At 48.1% G+C, this 21858-nt stretch carries 20 protein-coding genes; 14 read left to right on the forward strand and 6 right to left on the reverse strand.

All coding sequences use genetic code 11. The features are described 5' to 3' along the window. Positions 1-99 precede the first annotated feature (99 nt). The 3 genes from BS639_RS20330 (at position 100) to msrA (ending at position 3412) form a co-directional block, all read left to right on the forward strand. Positions 100-1812 (forward strand): T6SS phospholipase effector Tle1-like catalytic domain-containing protein, encoded by a 1713-nt coding sequence (locus tag BS639_RS20330; RefSeq protein WP_084984161.1) that lies wholly within the window; start codon positions 100-102, stop codon positions 1810-1812. Continuing rightward, the gene (locus BS639_RS20335) at positions 1799-2512 is read left to right on the forward strand and encodes a DUF2931 family protein (RefSeq protein ID WP_139804158.1); all 714 of its coding nucleotides are present in this window, start codon (positions 1799-1801) and stop codon (positions 2510-2512) included. The genes BS639_RS20330 and BS639_RS20335 overlap by 14 nt, the downstream gene beginning before the upstream one ends. A 168-nt stretch (positions 2513-2680) precedes the next feature. After that, complete coding sequence (gene msrA, locus BS639_RS20340; protein ID WP_055771959.1) at positions 2681-3412, forward strand: peptide-methionine (S)-S-oxide reductase MsrA; 732 nt, start codon at positions 2681-2683, stop codon at positions 3410-3412. Positions 3413-3492: 80 nt separating this feature from the next. Here the strand turns inward: msrA and BS639_RS20345 are convergent, their stop codons facing one another. Next, positions 3493-4632 (reverse strand): MFS transporter, encoded by a 1140-nt coding sequence (locus BS639_RS20345; RefSeq protein ID WP_233427725.1) that lies wholly within the window; start codon positions 4630-4632, stop codon positions 3493-3495. A gap of 197 nt (positions 4633-4829) precedes the next feature. Between BS639_RS20345 and BS639_RS20350 the strand changes: the two genes are divergently transcribed. Both BS639_RS20350 and BS639_RS20355 read left to right on the forward strand, forming a co-directional pair. Next, entirely contained in the window at positions 4830-5447 is a 618-nt protein-coding gene (locus BS639_RS20350) for a TetR/AcrR family transcriptional regulator (protein WP_055771966.1), read from the forward strand. Beyond that, positions 5440-6348 (forward strand): LysR family transcriptional regulator, encoded by a 909-nt coding sequence (locus BS639_RS20355; protein ID WP_084984163.1) that lies wholly within the window; start codon positions 5440-5442, stop codon positions 6346-6348. Before BS639_RS20350 ends, BS639_RS20355 begins: the two co-directional genes overlap by 8 nt. A gap of 103 nt (positions 6349-6451) precedes the next feature. Here BS639_RS20355 and BS639_RS20360 read toward each other — a convergent pair whose 3' ends face one another. Continuing rightward, entirely contained in the window at positions 6452-7231 is a 780-nt protein-coding gene (locus BS639_RS20360) for an L-threonylcarbamoyladenylate synthase (protein WP_055771972.1), read from the reverse strand. Between the two features lie 204 nt (positions 7232-7435). Continuing rightward, entirely contained in the window at positions 7436-8680 is a 1245-nt protein-coding gene (gene fucP, locus BS639_RS20365) for an L-fucose:H+ symporter permease (RefSeq protein ID WP_084984164.1), read from the reverse strand. Positions 8681-9149: 469 nt separating this feature from the next. Between fucP and BS639_RS20370 the strand changes: the two genes are divergently transcribed. The 3 genes from BS639_RS20370 (at position 9150) to dld (ending at position 13126) form a co-directional block, all read left to right on the forward strand. Then, a complete protein-coding gene (locus BS639_RS20370; RefSeq protein WP_084984165.1) occupies positions 9150-10487 on the forward strand; it encodes a hypothetical protein in 1338 nt (445 codons plus the stop codon). A gap of 115 nt (positions 10488-10602) precedes the next feature. Further along, entirely contained in the window at positions 10603-11412 is an 810-nt protein-coding gene (locus BS639_RS20375) for a Cof-type HAD-IIB family hydrolase (protein WP_084984166.1), read from the forward strand. A gap of 19 nt (positions 11413-11431) precedes the next feature. After that, positions 11432-13126 carry a D-lactate dehydrogenase gene (gene dld, locus BS639_RS20380; RefSeq protein ID WP_084984167.1) on the forward strand — a complete coding sequence of 565 codons (1695 nt, stop codon included), beginning with the start codon at positions 11432-11434 and terminating at the stop codon, positions 13124-13126. Between the two features lie 64 nt (positions 13127-13190). Here dld and ampC read toward each other — a convergent pair whose 3' ends face one another. Further along, the gene (ampC, locus tag BS639_RS20385) at positions 13191-14330 is read right to left on the reverse strand and encodes a class C beta-lactamase (protein WP_084984177.1); all 1140 of its coding nucleotides are present in this window, start codon (positions 14328-14330) and stop codon (positions 13191-13193) included. Positions 14331-14501: 171 nt separating this feature from the next. On the opposite strand from ampC, the gene BS639_RS20390 reads away from it, so the two are divergent. Beyond that, entirely contained in the window at positions 14502-15419 is a 918-nt protein-coding gene (locus BS639_RS20390) for an SDR family oxidoreductase (RefSeq protein ID WP_084984168.1), read from the forward strand. Between the two features lie 81 nt (positions 15420-15500). Here BS639_RS20390 and mntR read toward each other — a convergent pair whose 3' ends face one another. Continuing rightward, positions 15501-15950, reverse strand: a complete 450-nt coding sequence (gene mntR, locus BS639_RS20395; protein WP_055771986.1) for a manganese-binding transcriptional regulator MntR — start codon at positions 15948-15950, stop codon at positions 15501-15503. A gap of 197 nt (positions 15951-16147) precedes the next feature. Between mntR and BS639_RS20400 the strand changes: the two genes are divergently transcribed. Genes BS639_RS20400 through BS639_RS20415 form a run of 4 tightly spaced genes read left to right on the forward strand, consistent with a single transcriptional unit; the run spans position 16148 to position 19591 of the window. Continuing rightward, positions 16148-17089, forward strand: a complete 942-nt coding sequence (locus BS639_RS20400; protein WP_084984169.1) for a metal ABC transporter substrate-binding protein — start codon at positions 16148-16150, stop codon at positions 17087-17089. Then, complete coding sequence (locus tag BS639_RS20405; RefSeq protein ID WP_084984170.1) at positions 17086-17871, forward strand: metal ABC transporter ATP-binding protein; 786 nt, start codon at positions 17086-17088, stop codon at positions 17869-17871. The genes BS639_RS20400 and BS639_RS20405 overlap by 4 nt, the downstream gene beginning before the upstream one ends. Further along, the gene (locus BS639_RS20410) at positions 17868-18725 is read left to right on the forward strand and encodes a metal ABC transporter permease (protein ID WP_084984171.1); all 858 of its coding nucleotides are present in this window, start codon (positions 17868-17870) and stop codon (positions 18723-18725) included. The genes BS639_RS20405 and BS639_RS20410 overlap by 4 nt, the downstream gene beginning before the upstream one ends. Beyond that, the gene (locus BS639_RS20415; protein WP_084984172.1) at positions 18725-19591 is read left to right on the forward strand and encodes a metal ABC transporter permease; all 867 of its coding nucleotides are present in this window, start codon (positions 18725-18727) and stop codon (positions 19589-19591) included. The genes BS639_RS20410 and BS639_RS20415 overlap by 1 nt, the downstream gene beginning before the upstream one ends. A 30-nt stretch (positions 19592-19621) precedes the next feature. Here BS639_RS20415 and BS639_RS20420 read toward each other — a convergent pair whose 3' ends face one another. Next, entirely contained in the window at positions 19622-20641 is a 1020-nt protein-coding gene (locus tag BS639_RS20420) for a LacI family DNA-binding transcriptional regulator (RefSeq protein WP_055772002.1), read from the reverse strand. Positions 20642-21083: 442 nt separating this feature from the next. On the opposite strand from BS639_RS20420, the gene BS639_RS20425 reads away from it, so the two are divergent. Continuing rightward, on the forward strand, positions 21084-21800 hold the full coding sequence (locus BS639_RS20425) for a gluconate 2-dehydrogenase subunit 3 family protein (RefSeq protein ID WP_055772005.1): 717 nt from the start codon (positions 21084-21086) through the stop codon (positions 21798-21800). Positions 21801-21858: the final 58 nt, after the last annotated feature.

Here is a 21858-nt window from a genome sequence, read left to right on the forward strand (position 1 = left end):
AAGATGACTTTAATAGATTAATTGAATTTAAAACATCTTTCGTTATATTTTCAATGAGAAAAATGGCCAGTCGAGTTATTTTTATTAAAAAGGATTTTTATGAAAAATAAAGATGAAGGAGAAGATGATTCCTTATTAAACAGTGAGTATTATCGTTATGAAATTGTGGGGGATGCCACTCATAAAACAGATATTTTCTGCACCACTAAAACAGTTCTAGTCAGAAAGGTACCGGTGCGGGGCGTGACGCTAACCGTTGGCCTTTTTTTTGACGGTACGGGCAACAATCAGGCCAACATGCTCGATCGTACCTTGGCCTACGGTGACTGTAGTAATGTGGTGAATGATGAAAGAGCAAAGGCCTGTGAGAAATACGAAACCCTTACCAAGAATATAATAAGCAATACCAGTTACCGTGGAGGAATAACCAATATCAGCCGGTTGTTTCAACTTTATAAAATTGATGGTGAATTAAATGATAAGCAGCTAACTGCGCAGGTTGGTGCTTATGTTTCAGGAGTAGGCACTGAAGACGGTAAAGGTGACTCGTTAATAGGCATGGCACTGGGCAGCAGCCTATTAGAGAGTTTTCAGGGCGTTGTGACGAAAACCGATCGTGCGCTAGATATAATTAGCATTCAATTAAAACGATTCATTAATTCAAATAAAGGGCAGGTGGCGATTGCAAAAGTGCAGTTCGACCTGTTTGGATTCAGCCGCGGTGCGGCCTCTGCTCGCCACTTCGCTAATCGTGTGATGCATCAGGATTCGGCCATTACTGACGCCATTAACAAGGGGCTAATCTCAGCCATAAATCATGGAAAACCCGCCGGTGAGGTGCGTTTTATTGGACTGTTTGACACCGTAGCGGCAGTTGGCAGTCTGCTTAATTTTTACGATCTTAATAGTCGCAGTAATCCAGGCGTTAATTTAGAACTGCGCCCGTCGGTGGCGAAACACGTTTTTCAGATTAGTGCAATGCACGAGTGTCGTCACAACTTTAGTGCCAACAGCATCTGCGGTGCTTGGCCGGAATTACTGCTACCTGGCGTGCATTCCAATATTGGTGGGGGATACAACGCCGCAAATTCCGAGCGCCCTGAGAACGAAGATAATTTGCTTACCATGCCTAGGATTGAACGAGTGCGGGAAAGCACGCCTGAACGGCAAACCCAAACGTATCTCAAAACGGAGGCCATGAGAAAGTTGCTTACCAGACTTCCGGCGCTGAAATATATCTTACCCCATGGACAAGTAAGAACCCGTGTCTTTTCCTGGCCACAGGAAAATCAAAATAAATCGCGTGCAAACATATTTGAAAAGAACGTCGGTGCGGCCGTGTTCCTCAAGCGCCAGCGCATTCCCAATGACTGGGAAAAGGTCAGCATGCGGGTAATGTTGGATGCGGCACAGGATGCAGGCGTTATTTTTGAAGAAATTGACCCAGTTAATCCCGATACAATTTTACCCATAGAACTCATTCATCTCTGTGAGAAGGCTATCGCTCAAGGACGCGCCGTGCGGCGCGGTCAAGACGTTGTCGGCTATACCGAGTCGGAGATGCATATTATTGGGCGTTATATTCACTGCTCAGCAAACTGGAATATCGTCTCGGACCCTAGCCTGTGGGTTGATCCCGACAGCAATGAGGTTTTTTTAAAACAAAACCGAGGAGCCGCCTATGAAAAAGCCTTTGCATGGCCAAATGCACCCTGCAATGGCTGGGTACGCACGGTGTGGAAAATGGACGACCCTCAGTGGCTAAAAGAAAGACAAAGGATAAACGCGGATGCGCTGGATGAGTTGTTCTAAAGGACGTGCAGTGAACGGGCTGGCAATCGGGGGGGGATTGATGGTGGCGCTGAGCCTACTGAGTGGCTGTCATGACCGAAGGCAGGGGGTGACGACGCCCTTTGGCGACGGCGTTGAACAGTGGGGAACAAAGCTGCCCTACGACCGCTGGCAGTTTAACGTTTTCCATCCTAAAAATCTGCCCGCGGTGATGACGTTCGCGATAGTTCAGGACGGGAATATTGATCGAACTACCTACAGGAACCTTGACCCAACCCGACCCAGTCAAATAAGTGTGGGGAAATGGAGCAAAATTATCGGTAACTTTTCTGCAAATTATAACGTGGGCAATGCGCTGCCGGTCAGCATGCATTTCTGCTGGGACTCGGTAATCGATAAACAGCCCTATGAAACGCTTATCTGGTTTGGCCGAGAAACCTGGCAGCAAATGACGACGCGCTATGCCGCCTGGGAGGATCCGAAAAAACCTGGCTGGCGTAGCGATATGATCATTGGCCTGGCCCCGGGCGGCGTGGTGCGGATCTGGTTGGCCAATCAGGGTAAACCGGCCGTAATGCAGCGTGGCGCGCGGATCAGTACCGTCGCGGGCGACAAGAGAAGGATGTGTAAGGGAATAACACAGCATCCGTATGGCTATGTTTACTACGGAGGTACTCCAGACTTTATCAAGGGGAAAACCTATCCGTACGGTGAATGGTAATAAGATAAGGACCATTTAATGATTAGTAGACCAGAACATGATGACAATTTTGTCATCATGCGGTCATCTCAACAACCTGCTTGGGCTGTCATTTTGGTGTTATAGACCTAAGATCTTATGAGCAACCACCGTGGTTGCGTATCTGGTTACTCATCTGTGAGGAACATCATGAAAACAGCCAAGGTTAGTTTTTTATCCCTACGTCGCACCGGCCCCTGGGGCATACTGATGGGTATTACCGCTTTATTGTGGTGCAGTATTGCTTGGTCGTTTGGTGGCGCTGAGCCTGCTGTGGTTATTCCTGCTCCGCAGAAAGATGAAGCTGTCGCCACATCGCATTCTGAAACTGCGCTATTTGCTGGAGGGTGTTTCTGGGGAGTTGCGGGCGTATTCCAACATGTAAAAGGGGTGACTAAGGTCGTCGCAGGCTATACCGGCGGGGCAGCTGATACGGCAAATTATGAAACCGTAAGTACTGGCGATACTGGCCATGCAGAGTCGGTACAGGTCACGTTTGACCCTACGCTGGTAACCTATGGAGACCTGCTGCAGGTATTTTTCTCCGTGGCGCACAATCCCACCGAGCTTAATCACCAGGGACCAGACAGTGGCACACAGTATCGTTCGGCGCTGTTTCCGCTTAGTGATTCGCAAAAGGACGTAGCACAGGCCTATATTGCCCAGCTCGACGCCAGCAAAGTTTTCACTAAGCCGTTGGTGACCAAGATTGAAAGTCACAATCATTTTTATCCGGCCGAAGGATATCATCAGAATTACCTGGTAGAAAACCCTGATGCGCCTTATATCGCTATCAACGACATGCCCAAGATTACTGATTTGAAACAGCTGTTTCCGACAAGATATCTCACCGATCCTGTATTAACACCGGTATCTGGTTAGTGTCGCTGGCCTTCCTGCCTAAGTACTCAGGAAGGCCATCTCCCACTCTTCAGATTAAGGCGAATGAACGCCGTGAGTTATTACACTGCGGCAGAGCCGTGTTGGCGATGACCTTTAGGAAAGCCGTTTTTAGTGGCGCGCGATGCAATCAGGTAGCCCAGCAGGGCAAGCATTAGTACCACCCATGAGAAATACTGCGCGCCTGACTGACTCAAGATTAGGCCACCGACCAAGCCGCCAAGTGCGATTGCCGTGTTCCATATGACGACGTTTAAAGACAGGGCAATGTCCGCACCTTCTGCAGCAGCATCGGCAAGTGCGGTTTGCAGCAGGGTAGCTGCGCCGCCAAAGGTCAGTCCCCATACCGCCACACCGCAAAAAATTACCACGGGAGAAGCCGATGCGATGGCAAATGCCAGCGCCGTTAAGGCAAATACGCCCAAACTCAACAGCACAGTACGTCGTAGAAAACGTTCCACTAATCGTCCAGTAATGAAGATACCAATTAGCGCAGCAAGACCAAAGGTAAGCAACACGAGGTCCACACGGGCAGTTAATCCGGCCTGTGCCACAAACGGAGATATGTAGGTGTAGAGAATGTTATGAGCCAGCATCCAAACCATCACTACCGCCAATACCGAGCGTACACCGGGCATAAACAGCACTTTTTTGACGGACAACGATGATTTTTCAGACTGTCCGGGTAGATTAGGTACCGACAGCAAAATCCAGCCCATCAACAATAAAGAAAGTACCGACATCACCCCAAAAGTGAGACGCCAGCCCAGTAAGTTACCCATCCATGTACCGAGTGGAACCCCAAGCGACAGCGCGATGGGGGTGCCCACCATCGCAATGGCCATCGCACGACCCTGAAGCGCTGGCACGACCAAGCGCCTCGCATAACCGGCCAGCAAACTCCAGGCTAGCCCGGCAGACGCGCCGGCCATAAAGCGTACAAACAGCGTAAGAAGATAGTTATCGGAAAGCGCAGTTAGGGTATTAAATATCAAAAAACCTAATACAGTCAGCAAGATAACGTGCCGACGCGGCCAGCGCCGAGTGAGCATCGTGAGGGGAATGGCAGCAATAAGCGATCCTGCCGCGTAGGCAGAAATAAGCTGCCCTGCATATGAAATAGAGACGTTCAGACCTACGCCAATCTGCGGTAGCAAACCAGCAGGAATGGTTTCGGTCATAATGCAGATAAAACCAGTCATTGCAAAAGCCAGTAGCGGCACTATAGGTAATGTTTGCGCCGGAGCGTGGTGGGAAGAAGAAAATTGAGTAATACGCGTCATTTGTTTCTCACATATATATCGATCAGTACATAAGTTTTGTCATGAGAGGGCGACCTTGTCAATGATTTATATATCACTTAGTATACAAGTCATAATTTGCCGCGAGAGTATGAAAAATGAGAACCGGACGCCCAAGGCAGTTTGACCGCAACCTTGCTGTGCAGCAGGCGATGCACCTTTTCTGGCAAAATGGCTACGAGTCAACTTCGCTGGCACAGCTTAAAGCCGCTATTGGTCAAGGCATTACTGCGCCAAGCTTTTATGCCGCTTTTGGCTCAAAAGAGGCACTGTTCAGAGAAACTGTAAGCTGCTATATGAACTCCCACGGCCGAGTCACCGAACCGCTGTGGGATGAATCTTTGTCACCGCGTGAGGCTATTCAGCGCGCTATGCGCCAGTCAGCAAGAATGCAGTGCGAGCAGACGCATCCCCCAGGTTGTATGGTGGCACTAGGCGTGATGTCCGCCTGTTCGGCGGAAAATCAGCAGGTAATGAAACCGCTGGAAGATTCTCGCCACCGCACTCGGCAGGGACTTAAAGCCTGTTTAAAACGCGCAATGGATGACGGTGAACTAAGCTCATCTACAGATATTGCAGGCCTTACTGCGCTGTTTGACAGTTTTTTACTGGGAATATCGACATTGGTGCGTGACGGTGTCACTCTTGACGACATTGAAGCCGGTATCACGCAAGTGATGAAACTGTGGGATGTGAACAAGCACACTTATGGATAATATCGAAAATCTTACTGCCATGGTGGTGTTTGCTCGCGTAGTTGAAACGTTAAGTTTCACCGAGGCTGCAAAATCATTGAGGCTATCCAAGTCCTCGGTTAGCCGCGAAATAGCCAGTCTTGAAGTTCGACTTGGCGCGCAGCTGTTGCACCGCACTACGCGTAAAATTGCCGTCACTGATGTCGGCATGAGTTACTACCAGTACTGCAATCGTATTCTCAATGAAATTAAGGGGGCGGAGCATTTTATCCGTCATTTCCATGAAGAGCCGATGGGCAACCTACGACTGATTGCACCGGTCACTTTTGGCTGCCAGTGTGTAGTACCGGTCCTTAATAACTTCATTAACAATAATATTCACGTTAATGTTGATCTCGACCTCACCGACAGGCCGGTCAATATGGCCGATGAGCTTTACGATCTTGCCATTGTTATTACCCGCGACAGGCCTGAAGGCGCGCAGGTAAAACCGCTGATCCCTATTACCTGGGGGCTGTATGCCGCGCCAAAATACGTAGCCAGACTGGCTGAAATTAAACGGCCTGAAGATCTCCCACGCTATGACTATATTTTGTTCCGTGGTCCTGCACACACCATATCTTTGCCGTTTTACAAAGACAAACAGAAGCTCGACATCGAAGTGCTCAGCCGTTTTCGTATGAATAACAGTGTAGCATTGATGAGTTCGGCTATTGCCGGTGGCGGCATTGCCTACTTACCAGACTATATTGCGCAAGAGTCAGTGCGCGAGGGCAAACTGGTGCGTCTATTGCCTGAGTGGAAGATGGACACTTACCATTCGTGGATATTATTCAAATCTGAGAATATGTTGTCGGCTCGGGTGAGACTCTTTGTCGATGAGTTAGAGAGAAAGCTTAAAAAGACTTATTTATTCGATTAATAGGTCATCCCACTAAAAGTTTATCTGATTAAAGATATTTTAATGGGCAGAAATGCAAAAGGGCGCCAATTAACGGCGCCCTTTTGTTGAAATAAATCCGGACTTAGTAGTAGTTACCTTGGCGGTAGTCCCAGGTCAGGAAAATATCAGACATGATAGACATGATTTTATCAACGTCCAGACCTTTACGGATCAGGATAGGGCAAGGTGTTACGCTACGTTGGCCCTTCTGCTCAGGTACCAATGTACCGTTCTCGTCAACCATTGAGACCATCACACCCTGCTCGTAGCGGGTTTTTTCACTTTCGTTGGGTTGAATAGAGGTCACGTATTCGTTGGCTTCGATAATCAGGTCAGCGTGTGATTCTATACGCTCACCGATCCCTTCCACTTTACCGCGGTTGCCTTTTCCTGATGGATTGGCAGAGCTGGCGAAGGAAAACTTACCGTGATTTTCCCACAGTTCTTTGGCCAGAATCTCGCCCGGTTTACCGAATTTAATTACGAAGCAGCTGGTGTCACGTTTGTCCATCATCATAGTTTTTGAACCATCATCAGGAATGCGTGCTTTCGCGTCTTCTTTCCACGGCAGAATACAGCCCAACAAAATGTCTTTGTCCCAGTGCTGCTGATACAGCGCTTCAATTTCTGGGTTCAGCTGAGCGAGTGATTTTAACTGCTCCAATGAGCCACACAGTACTACGCCTGGCTTGTTGCGGTTACGCTCTTTGGCTTCAAATTTACGATCCAGACCTTTCGCATCGGAGGTCATGATGATGTAGCCAACTTTGGTTGGGCAGACAATCATGCCGCCGTCTTTTGATAAGATTTCAACCGCTTCAGGCTGCAAGGCACCATTCCATTGAATTTTTTTGTTAGACATATTTACACCTTTCGATTGCGTTAATGAGGGTATTCGATGACTCGAATCAGTAAATTCATCCTACCCTATTTTTTCAAAACCGCGAGTATACGAAGGCGTTTTTTAGAATTGTTCCTGCTATGCAACAATTGGTGCAAGTAAATGACGTTAAAACTTATGATCTCTGAATTTTGACCCCCTCATTGTGAGAGGGTCAAATAACACCTAGTGTGCAGGTTTGTAACCCTTACATCCGTACCATGCGATGTATATGTAACACAGCAAAGGCACAACAAACGACACAAGCAGTGATACATGGTCAGCGACGGCTGCCTGAATGATTGGCATTACCGCGCCACCAACAATACCCATGCACAGCACGCCGGAAGCGCGTCCAGTCAACCCGCCAAGCCGGTTCAGTGCCAGTGAGAAAATGGTTGGGAACATGATTGAGTTAAATAGACCCACAGACAGAATGGCCCACATGCTGAAAGTGCCGCGCATGAATATCGCCGAGGCAATCAGCAGCACCACAATCGTTGCATTGAATGCCAGCAGGCGGTTGGCTTTGATACGAGTCATCAATACACTGCCGATAAATCGTCCTACCATTGCGCCGCCCCAATAAAGCGACAACTTTTGGCTGGCATCCACCGCAGAAAGTGAAGCAATGTCAGGACGTTCCAGCAAACTAATGAGATAACTGCCGATAGAAACTTCTGCACCCACATAGGCAAAAATACCCATAACGCCGAGCACCAGATGTTTTTGCTTCCACAAGCTTTTATCTTGGCTATTATCCTGCTCTTTTTCATCAGCGATAACTGGCAACTTACTGCATTTTATTACAACGGCAATGAGCACCAGCAGGGCGGTCAGAACCAGATAAGGCATCTGCACCGAAGCAGATTCGCTTGCGAAGTAGTGTTGAACCTCGCCGGCAGGCAAATGTCCTATCTGATCGGCGGTAAGCACCGTAGCGGAGAGAATAAACATGCCACCCAAAACCGGACCAATGGTGGTGCCCAGCGAGTTAAACGCCTGTGTTAGATTGAGACGACTGGCCGCCGTTTCAGCGCTACCCAATGAATTAACGTACGGATTAGCTGCCACTTGCAGCAGGGTCAGACCCGAAGCGAGAATAAACAGCGACAATAAAAATAGCGGATAAGAGCGTAGCGAAGCCGAAGGATAAAATAGCACGCAGCCAACTGCGGCCACGATAAGGCCCATAATAATACCGGCCTTGTAGCCAAACTTACTGACAACTTTACCGGCAGGATACGACATCACGAAGTAAGCAACGAAGAAGCTGAACTGCACCAATGAAGCCTGGACGTAGCTTAACTCAAACAAAGACTTCAGGTGAGGAACCAAGATGTCATTCAGTGAGGTGATTAAGCCCCACATAAAGAACAGTGCCGTTAGCAGGGCAAGAGGCCCTTTATAACTTTTTGAATTGTCGTTCATAAAAATCCCTGTGACTTACAACTGCCAGATTATCCGCCTTATAGCGCCTCTGACTTGACGATAAAATCCCGACACCTCGAGGAGCATCGTTATTTGACCCTGGTTAAATTAATGCGTAGTTATAAAAGGTGATCTGACGCACATTTTTGGCGTGCGAAAGATTACATAAACTTTTAACGAAGACAAGCTTCCTCTCCCTTATCAGACGATTCAACCCAGGTTTTATAAGGCGAAATAACGTGCTTGCGGGAGGTAAGATTGAGTTAGGCGTGTGATTAAGTGTGATCTAGATCCCATAGTTTAGAGGGGTAATGAAAAAGTGTAGGTTAATTAAGCGCGAGGTGTATGTTTGTTAAACTATTTTAGTTGACGTCTATTAATTCAATTATTTAGCCAACACTTCTCAACTCCCTCGGTGGATAATCTAGCCACTTACCATTCTGTAGTACAATCAGTCCTTAAGGACATTATGCGCAAGCTTACTTCAAACCAGTGGTTTGTACTGACGTTGTGGCTAGTCCTTCTTATGCTTTCCGGTGCCACGTTCACGATTAACAATGCCGATTATTTTCGTATAGCCAGTAGTTTTCTAGGGGATATTCCTTTTCAAGACCCGAATATGGCGCTTTCTTGGCAGATGAAAGCTCACTTTGTCCCTATTTGGCAACTGCATGAGCTCAGTGTTTACAGTGTGATTGTGTATGCTTACGCCCGTCTACTTTCTCTGTTCACCTCATGGTTTGATTTGATGATGCTGGCTTCACTGCTCAAGTTACTCTTCTTGATGCAGCTATTTTTATTGAGTAAAGTTTTTTTAAATTATAAGAAAGTACATCACTATTTAATATTTTCCTTATTGATTATCCCATTGTGTTCCTCTTCTATTGTGGCTTTCCTTGCTTCATTTTATCCAGATTCCATTGTTATTGTCACATTGCCGGTAATTTGTTATCTATTGATTAAACCAGTAAAATACTCCGCTACTTTACTGTTTGTTTTTGCCACTATGGTTGCTTGCACGAAAACACAGTTTTTTTATTTCCCGCTGCTAATTCTTATTGCAATAGGACTGTTTGATAGAAAATTCAATAAACGCACTACAATTGTACTGCTGGTTTCTTTTGCATTATCAGTCGTGTTTGTCCTTATGTCGGGTAAATCTACAGATCTCAATAAATACCATTCTAATTATTTTGGTGGCTATCTCTATCAAAAACTAAATAACTTAGAAATAGATAAAGCCGTAGATCTAAACTGTGTAGGAATTGATATCTGGGGTTCACAATATGATCTACAGCTTGGAAGAGTGATTGCCCCTGAAGAAACTAACAGTTGTTTTAGGCGACACCGATCTGATGTGTCTTTTTTCAAAACATTTAAGATTTTTATTGAATCACCCATTTTGCTGGCTAAGCTGTCTTTTGATACCGGTATTCAACGCCAGATGACAGAGGACTATTTCTTTCTTGGTTATCACAATAAGTATGTCGTGACTCATGACCGATTTATTAGCAGTGTCACCCAACTTAAAGACCGCATTTTTACCCCTTGGCGTTTTTTAATCAGTTTTCTGATCACTATCACTTCAATTTTTTTGTATCGCGTACCCAACGCCAAGCTGCTTTTCATCTTGGGTGGTTTCTCCAGCTCGCAGTTTTATGTGACATTTTTTGGTGAGGGGTATCGTGATATGTCGCGTCACCTGTTTGCCATGAATTTCAGCTTCGATTTGCTGATTTTTGTTAGCCTTTTGATGATTATAGAGGGCATACACACGCTGCAAAAAAGTCAGCGTGCAAGTCAATAAAAGCCGTCTTTCGGTTAGATGATCCTCAGCGATTTTGATAAGATTTAAAACTATACGGTTACTGTTAGATAACTGAAGCTGATGATTTTCCCTTTGTGCTGATAATGGAATATGTATGTCAATAAAACTGATTGCGGTTGATATGGACGGTACCTTTCTCAATGACGAGAAATCCTACGATAAAGTTCGTTTTCTTGAACAATATTCCAGACTTAAAGCGCGAGGCATTCGCTTTGTGGTCGCAAGCGGGAATCAATTCTACCAGTTGGTACATTACTTCCCCGAAATTCAGCATGAAATCGCTTTTGTCGCCGAAAATGGTGCCTACGTCGTAGACGCTGGTGAAGAGATTCACTGCGGTGAATTTGCTCAAGTACAGATAGCACGCATTCTCGATGTGCTGGCAGACGTGCCTGATATCCAGAAGGTGGTCTGCGGCAAAAATAGCGCCTACGCGCACGTTTCAATGCCTGAAGTGGTGATCGATAAAATGTCGAACCACTATCGACGCCTCAAAAAAGTTGAAGACTTTTATGCGCTTGATGACATTATTTTCAAGTTTTCGCTTGGGGTTCAGCAAGAAGCCGTTCCTGATTTGCTACAACGGTTGGCGCTTGAAGTGGGTGATATCGCTCAGCCGGTAAACAGTGGATTTGGTTTTATTGACCTGATCGTTCCCGGTCTTCATAAAGCCCACGGCCTGAGCCTGTTACAGGCGCGCTGGAATATAAAAGACCAAGAGGTCGTTGCCATCGGTGACAGCGATAATGACATCGAGATGCTGCGCCATGCTGGTTTCGGTTTTGCGATGGCTAACGCCAGCCCCGCGGTTGTTGAGGTGGCGAGCTATTCAACCACCGACAACAACGATCAGGGTGCGCTGCGGGTCATCGACCGTGTTCTCACTGGTGCAGCACCATTTTAACGGCAAGGGAAAAGTAAAAATGGAGAACAGCAGCACGATAATTGCTCAGTTGCAGCAGATTTTAAACGCTGAGCAGCTTCTTACCCGTGAAAATGACAAAGCCTATTACACCAAGGGATTTCGCGTCGGACAAGGGCAGGCGCTGGCGGTTGCCATTCCTGAGACGCTATTACAGCTGTGGCAGGTGCTGAAGGCCTGTGTGGCCTGCGATAAAATCATTTTAATGCAGGCATCAAATACCGGCGTAACCGGAGGGTCAACGCCCGACGGTAACGACTACGACCGCGAGGTAGTGATTGTCAGCACTCGGCGTATTAAAGGCGTGCAGGTCATTGATAACGCACAGCAGGTCATTGCGTTTCCGGGCAGCACCTTAACAGAGCTTGAGAAAGCCTTGCATCCGCATCAGAAAGAGCCACATTCAGTCATTGGCTCATCCTGCATTGGTGCGTCGGTAGTCGGCGGCGTCTGTAATAATTCCGGCGGTTCGCTTATTCGTCGCGGACCGGCGTTTACCGAAAAATCCCTCTTTGCTCAAATCAACAACGACGGCGTGCTATCGCTGGTCAATCACCTAGGCGTATTTCTGGGCACTACCCCTGAGGAAATGATTACTCGCCTCGAAAGTCAGGACTACACCACAGGCACAGAAGCGGATTGGGAAGGTAAAATTTGGGCTGACGATTACGCCTCGGTTATTCGCGACGTTGAGGCCAATAGCCCGACGCGATTCAACGGCAATGCGCAGTATCTACACGACAGCGCGGGCAGTGCCGGGAAAGTGGCGGTTTTTGCCGTGCGCCTGTCGACATTCGACAGAGGTGATACGACCCAAACCTACTATATCGGCACCAATGACGAGAAAGAACTGGTTGATCTGCGCCGCTATCTGCTGCAAAACCTCAAAGAGCTGCCGCAGCAGGCGGAATATATTCATCGCCATGCTTTTGATATGACAGTGCGTTATTCGAAGCACGTCTATTGGGCGATTGACAGATTGGGGCCGGAAGCACTGCCTTCGCTGATGGCTAAAAAGGCTAGATGGGACGTGCGGGTAAAAAAAACCGGCCTTCTGCCGCTGAACGTCGTCGACAAAGTTTTGCAGACCGTGAATAACCTGACGCCGAAAAGAGTGGCGAAGCGAATTTTAGATTACCGTGACCAGTTTGAGCATCACCTGATGATCAAAACCGAAGCACGGCATGCTCCTGAGCTTCAACGATTGTTGACCCCGTTTTTCGCCGGTCGTGAGGGCCAATTTTTTGCCTGTGACGAACGAGAAGAGAAAGATGCGTTTCTGGTGCGATTTGGCGTAGGGGGATGCACGGTTTCTTACTGCGACTCTAAGGGCATTGATACCAATCAGCGACTGATGGCCTTTGACGTAGCCCTGCGCCGTAACGACGACCAGTGGCGCATTGTCTTACCGCCGCATTTACAGGCTCAGGTGCTTGAAGACTCGTGCTGTGGTCACTTTTTCTGCTTTGTTAATCATCAAGATTATATTTTAAAGGCGGGTGTTGATCCGCAGGTGTTCAAGCACGAAGTGTTGGAGTATCTCGACCAGCGCGGGGCCAGATATCCTGCTGAACACAATGTGGGTCATCAGTATCATGCGTCTGATGAATACGAACAGCATATGCGTCAGCTCGATCCGACCAACAGTTGTAATCCCGGCATAGGTAAAACCAGCAAAAACAAGTTCTGGCTTTAACTGTCGATGCTTCTGTGTCGCGATCTTCACCGTAATTGAAGATCGCGACACCGCCTATCAAGGATTAAAATCCACCTTTCTGAGCGTTTAACACGTCATAAGCGGCTTTCACCCGTGCCTCATTGGGATAAGACTTGTTAGCCAGAATAATGATTGCCATTTTCCTGGCCGGCACAAACAGTGCATAGGTTGAGAACCCGCTGGTTGAACCGGTTTTGTTGTAAATGGCATTCTGCATCGGTGCTTGCGGCGGTAAGATTGCCGAAGCGGGGTGGCCATCATAAATAATCTTCGAACTGTTGTTTTCCAGCAGAGTATTCAACGGTGTAGGGTACGGGTAGCTTTCCCACATCATATCCTGCGTAAACCCACTCACGTGATAATACCCGGTGTGGGTCGCCTCGACGGCCTTATGCCACTGCGCCTCCACCGATTGAACGTTCATGTTGATATCAAGATAACGAATCAGGTCGGCTGAACTGGATTTCAGGCCATACGCCTCGGCGTCGAGTACGCCTGGATTAACCCTCACAGGCTTATCCTGCTTGTTATACCCCATCGCATAGTTGGCCATTTTATTGGCAGGCACCTGCACAAAACTGTTATGCATGCCGAAGGCTGGCAGCAGGCGCTTTTGCATTGCTTCAGTGAACGGTTGCTTGAGACTGTTAGCCGTAGCCAAACCCAGCAGGCCAATGCCCATATTGGAGTAAATACGTTGGGTGCCCGCTGGCTGGGCCGGTTGCCACTCTTTGAACCAACTCATTAACTGGGCGTCAGTTTTAACTCCGTCAGGCTCGAATAAAGGCAGTCCCGAAGTGTGTGTCGCGAGGTTCAACAGGCTGACTTTATCGAAAGCAGTGCCCTTAAGTTCGCTAATATATCGACTGGCCGGATCGTCAAAAGCTATCTTTCCCTGTAACTGTGCCCAGCTTGCCAGCGTCGCGGTAAAGGTTTTGCTCAGCGATCCAATCTCGAACAGGGTATTTTGATCAATAGGAAGCCTAGTCTCCTTTGAAGAGACGCCGTAATTATAAAAGGTCGTTTTGCCGTCGATACTTACCGCTACCGCCATGCCCGGTATTTGATACTCCTTCATTAGCGGCTCGATAACCTGATCTACGCGGGTTTTCTCCAGTGCAGCCGCCTGTGCGGCCGAAACCGCCGTAATACACAGCATCGCGGCACCCATAAATTTCAACATCATTTCGTAAAATCCTTATCAAGAGACAGCGTAGGAAACGCAAAATATCTGCTGCTAAGCTGATATTTTCTATAGATTAACATTAAGAGAGAGTAGTGTATTATCGAATAAACAGTGTCTATTGTAGCGGCGAAGTGATTGAACACACACTAAGTCAAAAAGGATTATACGATGAAAACCGTTGCAGTGATGGGAGCCTCAGGGACGTTGGGTACATCTATCGTGCGGATGCTTCTGGACCGAGGAGTGCATGTCAGAGCTTTAGTCAGGGCAACCACCCATCGCGCTAAACTTGAGGCGCTGGGCGTAACAGATTTTGTGGTGGCGGACCTGATGGACCCGATATCTTTGCAGGGCGCTCTGACGCAGGGGCCTAGAATTGATGCGGTAATTTCTAGTGCCGCGGGTTTCACTTCCCACTCCAGACGCACCAAGGATAACGACATTCGGGCGGACATTGAAGGCTATCGACATTGGGTAGACGCGGCCAAAATTGCGCAGGTGCCACGCTTCATCTTCATATCAATTCTCGAATGTGACAAAGCACCTAACGTACCGCATTTTCATAAAAAACGCCTGACTGAGCAATATTTGGTGGAAAAGCAGCAACCTTACCTGTCGTTGCGCGCGGCCGCTTTTCTCGATCGTCCACGGGATGTGGTGGCCGAAAAAGTAAAAAGTGGCGTCTTTCCCGACATTGCACCAGGTGTGGCTATGGACATGATCTACTCACCGGATTTGGCGCGTTATGCAGTCGAAGCGGCGCTTGACTTACCGGACTCGGCGTTCAATCAATGCATAGATATTTGTTGTGATATCCCAGCTACAGGGCCCATGCTGGCGGCTGCATTCACCCGAGTATTGGGGCGACCGATTGTGGCAAAACCAGTATTTTCTTCACTCCTCACCCCTTTAATGCCGCTGATTGCCAAAATTGTCCCTTCGCTTCGCGACGGCGTTGCCGTATTGTTTTGGATAAGAAAGGGGGGGTATGTCACGCACGATCGCCAGACTCAGGAAAAATGGTTTGGCAAGCTGCCGACAATCGAAGATTCTGTCACGCGTTACTGTCAGGAGCGCAAATTTTGATAAAAAAAGAGAGGCCCGAAGGTCTCTCTGATTATTTATCTTCACTTACCCGCCGCCATTCAACGTAGCGGATATCTTTGCTTATTTTGAAGCATTCTTCTGTTCAGTAAAACGGCGAAATACCTCAAGCGTTTCGTCGCTGACATGATGTTCAACGCCTTCCGAATCCAGGCGTGCTGTTTCAGGGCTTATACCTAGCGCAATGAAAAACGCCTCAACCACGTTATGACGCTCGCGGTTTTCTGCCGCCAGCTTTTCGCCCTCAGGCGTCAGAAAAGTGCCGCGATAGGGTAACTGGCGCACCAGTCCCGCAGTGGCTAAACGTTTCAGCGTCTTGGCTACCGTTGGCTGAGACACCCCAAGCCGTGCGGCCAAATCAACCTGCCGAGCCTCACCAAATTCGTGGATTAAATCCGAAATAAGCTCAACATAATCATCCATCAATTCCCGACGATGCGCCTCGCGCACCTGTAAAAAGCCCTGAGCGTGATCTTCCACATCCAGCAATGGACCTACTTTCTTATTTTTCACAACGCCCGCCTCTTACTTGCTTAATGGCTTTTTACCTTTTACCGCCGTCACTTTCGTCGCGACGATGAAAGGTATTGTAAACCAACTACGACTATCCACCAATTTTTGATAACTTTGCTTTGGCTATCTAGTATAGCCTGTGCTATATCTGTTTAAGGATTCTTCGTTTTACGGTTTGCAAGGTGGGAAAATAAGCGATGGAAAAGAGCCTCAATTTTTTAAAATTGTTCAGCTATTCACCGTTTCGTCTGCGGCTTTTACTGTTGGGGATGATTGTCGGCATGGTTGGCGGCAACGTACAGGCTGAAGAAAAAGAAAAAAAGAAGTTTAAAGTGGTTACCACTTTCACCGTGATCCAGGATATCGCCCAGAACGTGGCGGGCGATGCGGCTACCGTTGAGTCCATTACCAAGCCGGGCGCAGAGATCCACGATTACCAGCCAACCCCGCGAGATATCGTGAAAACCCAGTCCGCTGACCTCATCCTATGGAACGGTTTTAATCTTGAGCGCTGGTTTGGCCGCTTCTTTGCCAGCATCAAAAATGTGCCTTCTGTAACGGTCACCGACGGCATCACGCCAATGCCTATCCAGGAAGGGCCTTATTTGGGCAATCCCAATCCGCACGCCTGGATGTCGCCTAATAATGCGCTGGTCTACGTTGAGAATATCCGTGCCGCGCTGGTGAAATACGACCCGCAGCATGCCGAGACGTATAACCAAAATGCGAAAAACTATGCTGAGAAAATCGGCCAGCTGGATGCACCGCTGCGACAGCGGCTGGTAAAAATACCCGCGCAGCAGCGCTGGCTTGTCACTAGCGAAGGCGCGTTTAGCTACCTGGCTAAAAGCTATGATCTGAAAGAGGCCTATTTATGGCCGATAAACGCCGAAGAGCAGGGTACGCCGCAACAGGTTAAGAAACTGATTGATTTGGTGAGGCAGCAAAATATTCCGGTGGTGTTCAGCGAAAGCACTATTTCGGACAAACCGGCCAGGCAGGTCAGTAAAGAGACCGAGGCAAAATATGGCGGGGTGCTGTATGTCGATTCCCTTTCAACCCGTGAAGGACCGGTGCCAACCTACATTGACCTCTTAAAGGTCACCGTGGGCACCATCGCAGAGGGATTTGGACAATGAGTGAAAGCAGGCTGAAGCTTGACGTTGATAACATTACGGTTACCTATAATAACGGCCATACTGCTATTCATAATGCGAGTTTCAGCCTCGGTGGGGGAACTGTCTGCGCGCTGCTGGGGGTTAACGGCAGCGGAAAATCGACACTGTTTAAAAGCATTATGGGAATTTTGCGGCCAACGACCGGCAGCGTCACCTTCAACGGTATTAGCGTTGTGCGGGCGCTAAAGCAGAATTTAATCTCTTATGTTCCGCAGTCTGAAGAGGTTGACTGGAATTTTCCCGTGCTGGTGCAGGACGTGGTGATGATGGGGCGCTACGGTAAAATGTCGTTTCTGCGTATTCCGTCAAAAGAGGACAAGCGGCAGGTGTCAGCTGCCCTTGAGCGCGTAGGGTTAACGGACCTTGCGAAGCGGCAGATAGGTGAGCTCTCAGGAGGGCAAAAGAAAAGGGTGTTTCTGGCTCGTGCCTTGGCCCAGCAGGGGCTGGTTATGCTACTCGATGAACCTTTTACCGGCGTGGACATTCAAACCGAAAATGCCATTATTGACCTGATGCGTCAGCTGCGCGAGGAAGGGCACCTAATTCTGGTCTCGACCCATAATATTGCCAGCGTGCCTGATTTTTGCGATCGCGTAGTGTTAATCAATCAAACGGTCATCGCCGACGGCGCACTGAGCACTACCTTTACCCAGAAAAACCTCGAGCATACCTTCGGCGGCGCCCTGCGCAATATGGCCTATTTTGCTCAGCAAGCGCCCGCACCGGTGAGGCGGGTGCAATGATTGATCTACTGTTGCAGCCTTTTCACTACAACTATATGGTTAAGGCCATCTGGGTCAGTGCGGGCGTTGGCGCGGTTTGTGCATTTTTATCGGCTTATCTGATGCTTAAAGGTTGGTCGCTGATGGGCGATGCGCTGTCGCATTCTGTGGTACCTGGCGTAGCCGGAGCCTATGCGCTGGGATTTCCCTATGCCATCGGCGCTTTTGGCACCGGTATTCTGGCCGCGCTTTCAATGACCCTGTTGCGCCATTATACGCGGCTGCGTGAAGACGCCATCATCGGCTTCGTTTTCTCGACTTTCTTTGCACTCGGCCTGCTGCTGGTTTCGCTCAATCCAACTGCCGTTAACGTGCAGTCAATCTTGTTTGGCAATATTCTCGGCATTGATGACGCCGATATTTTGCAGGTGCAGATTATCGTTGGCGTTTCGCTATTGATACTGTGCGTAGTATGGCGTGACCTGCTGGCCGTATTTTTTGATGAACCCCATGCTGTTTCAATCGGACTTTCTCCTCTGCGGCTAAAAATTATTTTCTTTACCATTTTCAGTGCCTGTAGCGTGGCAGCGCTGCAAACGGTGGGGGCCATATTAGTGATAGCGATGGTAATAACGCCCGGCGCAACGGCTTATCTGCTAACCGATCGTTTCTCGCATTTATTGCTCATCTCGGTGGCTATTGGCTCGGTAACCAGCGCCGTAGGTGCCTGGCTGAGCTTTTTCCTCGATGGTGCAACCGGCGGCGTTATTGTGACGCTGCAAACCAGCGTATTCCTGCTGGCGTTTCTTTTTGCCCCAAAACACGGGTGGCTAAGCCAGCGCTACCGAACGCGCTTGTCGGGAGGCCGCCAGTGATGCTCTCATTAGACTGGCTGCTGGAGCCTATGGGCTTTGCGTTTATGCAGCGGGCGCTGTTAACTGCGGTGGCCACGGCGATAGTTTGCTCGATTTTTTCCTGCTTTCTGGTGCTCAAAGGTTGGTCACTGATGGGCGATGCCATTTCTCACGCCGTATTGCCCGGCGTGGTGCTGGCATATTTAGCAGGTATTCCGCTGGTTGTTGGCGCGTTTAGTTCGGGGCTTTTCTGTGCGGTGGCGACAGGTTTTATTAAAGAACACTGCCGTGTTAAAGAAGACTCAGTGATGGGCATTGTGTTCTCGGGAATGTTTGCAGCAGGCCTAGTGTTGTTTTCTCGGGTTAATACCGAACAGCATCTGAGCCATATTCTTTTTGGTAATGTGTTGGGTGTCACCGACGCAGAAATGTTGCAAACACTGTTCATTGCCGCCGTAGTGACGTTGATAATATTGCTTAAATTTAAAGATTTAATGCTGTTTTGTTTTGACCCGATACAGGCCAAAGTGGTGGGCCTGCCGGTGCGTTTTTATCACTATACGTTGCTGTGCCTACTTTCGTTGACCATCGTGGCCGCGCTGCAGGCAGTGGGAGTCGTATTAGTGGTGGCAATGTTGATAACACCGGGCATCACGGCATTTTTGCTGTGTAAGACCTTAAAAACCATGCTAGTGGTTTCCGTCACCTCGTCGGTGATTGCTGCCGTCAGTGGCACCTTTGTCAGTTTTTATATCGACGCTGCCACAGGCCCAACGATTGTGGTGATACAGGCTGGGTTGTTCCTGCTGGCACTTGCAGTACATCTACTGCGAAAAAGTGCAAAACCGCATACAGGACTCGATGCGGCGAATGAGGTTAAGTTATAGCGTAGGGAACTCAATCATGTCGATTGGGTTTTAATCCGCGTTTTCGGGGGTAACCAGCCTGAAGTCGACCTTACCCTCGCGGTAGGTATCAGGTATTAATCCGCTTTCCAAATGGCGTAATAATAGCTCGGTTGCCAACTGAGCGTGCTGGCGTGCATTCTGATCCAACGTCAGTGATAATATATTATTCTGTAGTTGAGACCGAGTGACAGAATATAACTCATAAGTAATAAAGGTACATTTTCCCGACAAATTATAATTATCGAGAACTTTACCAATTTCCGAATTACCCAGACCCGTATTGTAAATGCCGACGACATTTTTTGAGCGTTGCAGACTTTGTTCCAGGAGGGAACCAATGATTGCACGATCGTCGAGACCCAAAAGCACTTCACGCAAAATAATATGCGCAGCGCGCTGCTGCATAACGTCATGGAAGCCTTCAATTCGCTGACGATGTGCACGATAATCAAAGCTGCCGCTGACCATAATCACTTCCCCCGGTTGATTGAGCATTTTACTCATCATCAAACCTGCGGTTCTTCCCGCTTGGAGCTGATTGATACCTACGTGGCATAAACGCGCTGCATCGGGCAAATCAGTAACAATGGTTATTACCGGTACGCCCTGCGCCTTACAGTGTTCCAACGCCTCATAAATAACCGGATAGTCTTGCGCAAAAACCACAATACCGTCGCGTTTATCACAGCATTGGTAGAGATGTTCAGCCAGTTTTTCGGGCTGATTTTCAGGGAAAAAAGTGCGATGAAGCGTGATGCGTCGATAGCCTAGTGTGTCGGCTAATTGGCTAAACTCGCCGGCCATTGTTTGAAAAAAATGTGAAATATTGGCACTCAGGATCACTTCAATTTGCCATGGATGTTGATAAACATCAGGTAAAACGCGCTTTAAACCCAAGCTTTGGGCGGCAAGAAGCACTTTTTGGGCTTTTTCCGGAGAAACACCGCCGCGTTCATTGAGTACTCTGTCTACTGTTGCCACACCCACCCCGGCCATCTTCGCCAGCATCTCAAGAGTTGGTTTTTTCATAGTGGCTCCACGGCTGTTAGCCAGATAATTTTGCTATTTTATTGAAAAATCTCGCGGATTATGCAGTAAAAGGCTTTGTCCGCAAGTGAGTAATTGTTACCAAAAGTAGCCTTTAAAGGCTTGATGGTTTTCCATCAACGTAGAGGTACACAGAGAGTGTGGAAATAATTATGATAGCGACATGTTGTTTATTTATTAAAAAATCTATTCAAATGTAAAATAAAATCTGAGTGTTGGGGAAATATCTCGCCGCAGGCACGTCGTTTATCCCAATGTACTCCCAGATCTCCGTATGAAAATAATATAAATAAATCCTTATTCAAATTTTTATTTGATACGCCTGTTTGCGCCAAAAATTCGATATTGCCGCTGAGTTTCTTCATTTTTTAATTAAGACAAACTGCACTGAGTGAGATTAACGTTTATTAACAGGGGAGTTTTTATGAAGCGTAGAGAATTTATTGCCTCGATTGCAGCACTGGGGGCTGCATCAACGATCCCGGTGGCGGGTGCTGCCGTGATTAGCGGCGGACAGCCGTGGACACCAGGCAAAGCAGACACGCCACCCGCGCCGCCGAGAAAGGGCGGGTTGGCTTATTTTACCCAAGCAGAGTTTGACGCAGTGGGTGCCATTGCTGAAAGACTGATCCCCGCTGATGAGTTGAGCATTAGTGGTAAAGAAGCGGGATGCGCCACGTTTATTGACCGACAATTAGCCGGTGATTATGGCCGTGCTTCTACGCAGTATCGCCTCGGACGTTTTGTTAAAGGAACGCCTGAGCAGGGACCACAGTCTGCACTCACACCGGCTGAGCGCTATCGTCAGGGGCTTACGGCGCTCAACGACTATGTTCAGCAGCAGTATCATAAGAGCTTTGTACAGCTGTCTGGCGCAGAGCAAGACAAAATTCTCACCGCAATGGAAAAAAATCAGCTCAATTTAGGCGCTGAGGTGGAAACGAAACAGCTGTTTGAGCAAATTTTGCAGAACGTCCGCGAGGGTTTTCTTTCCGATCCAATTTACGGCGGCAACAAGGGCATGGCCAGCTGGAAAATGATTGGTTTTCCCGGTGCGCGTTATGATTTCCGCGATCTGCTGGATAAGAAAGGGCAAAAGCTCAACATCATCCCCACCAGCATGATCGACAATTCACTTTAATATCAACAGCTTAATAAAATTTAATCAAAAACGCATCATCAAATTACAACTAATTGAT

It is taken from the genome of Rouxiella silvae (assembly GCF_002093625.1).
GTDB lineage: Bacteria > Pseudomonadota > Gammaproteobacteria > Enterobacterales > Enterobacteriaceae > Rouxiella > Rouxiella silvae.

What these genes read in the sequence shown, in the direction of transcription:
- BS639_RS20330 (WP_084984161.1), top strand. Translation starts at nt 100, where the DNA reads ATGAAAAATAAAGATGAAGGAGAAGATGATTCCTTATTAAACAGTGAG.
- BS639_RS20335 (WP_139804158.1), top strand. Translation starts at nt 1,799, where the DNA reads ATGAGTTGTTCTAAAGGACGTGCAGTGAACGGGCTGGCAATCGGGGGG.
- msrA (WP_055771959.1), top strand. Translation starts at nt 2,681, where the DNA reads ATGAAAACAGCCAAGGTTAGTTTTTTATCCCTACGTCGCACCGGCCCC.
- BS639_RS20345 (WP_233427725.1), bottom strand. Translation starts at nt 4,632, where the DNA reads ATGACTGGTTTTATCTGCATTATGACCGAAACCATTCCTGCTGGTTTG.
- BS639_RS20350 (WP_055771966.1), top strand. Translation starts at nt 4,830, where the DNA reads ATGAGAACCGGACGCCCAAGGCAGTTTGACCGCAACCTTGCTGTGCAG.
- BS639_RS20355 (WP_084984163.1), top strand. Translation starts at nt 5,440, where the DNA reads ATGGATAATATCGAAAATCTTACTGCCATGGTGGTGTTTGCTCGCGTA.
- BS639_RS20360 (WP_055771972.1), bottom strand. Translation starts at nt 7,231, where the DNA reads ATGTCTAACAAAAAAATTCAATGGAATGGTGCCTTGCAGCCTGAAGCG.
- fucP (WP_084984164.1), bottom strand. Translation starts at nt 8,680, where the DNA reads ATGAACGACAATTCAAAAAGTTATAAAGGGCCTCTTGCCCTGCTAACG.
- BS639_RS20370 (WP_084984165.1), top strand. Translation starts at nt 9,150, where the DNA reads ATGCGCAAGCTTACTTCAAACCAGTGGTTTGTACTGACGTTGTGGCTA.
- BS639_RS20375 (WP_084984166.1), top strand. Translation starts at nt 10,603, where the DNA reads ATGTCAATAAAACTGATTGCGGTTGATATGGACGGTACCTTTCTCAAT.
- dld (WP_084984167.1), top strand. Translation starts at nt 11,432, where the DNA reads ATGGAGAACAGCAGCACGATAATTGCTCAGTTGCAGCAGATTTTAAAC.
- ampC (WP_084984177.1), bottom strand. Translation starts at nt 14,330, where the DNA reads ATGTTGAAATTTATGGGTGCCGCGATGCTGTGTATTACGGCGGTTTCG.
- BS639_RS20390 (WP_084984168.1), top strand. Translation starts at nt 14,502, where the DNA reads ATGAAAACCGTTGCAGTGATGGGAGCCTCAGGGACGTTGGGTACATCT.
- BS639_RS20400 (WP_084984169.1), top strand. Translation starts at nt 16,148, where the DNA reads ATGGAAAAGAGCCTCAATTTTTTAAAATTGTTCAGCTATTCACCGTTT.
- BS639_RS20405 (WP_084984170.1), top strand. Translation starts at nt 17,086, where the DNA reads ATGAGTGAAAGCAGGCTGAAGCTTGACGTTGATAACATTACGGTTACC.
- BS639_RS20410 (WP_084984171.1), top strand. Translation starts at nt 17,868, where the DNA reads ATGATTGATCTACTGTTGCAGCCTTTTCACTACAACTATATGGTTAAG.
- BS639_RS20415 (WP_084984172.1), top strand. Translation starts at nt 18,725, where the DNA reads ATGCTCTCATTAGACTGGCTGCTGGAGCCTATGGGCTTTGCGTTTATG.
- BS639_RS20420 (WP_055772002.1), bottom strand. Translation starts at nt 20,641, where the DNA reads ATGAAAAAACCAACTCTTGAGATGCTGGCGAAGATGGCCGGGGTGGGT.
- BS639_RS20425 (WP_055772005.1), top strand. Translation starts at nt 21,084, where the DNA reads ATGAAGCGTAGAGAATTTATTGCCTCGATTGCAGCACTGGGGGCTGCA.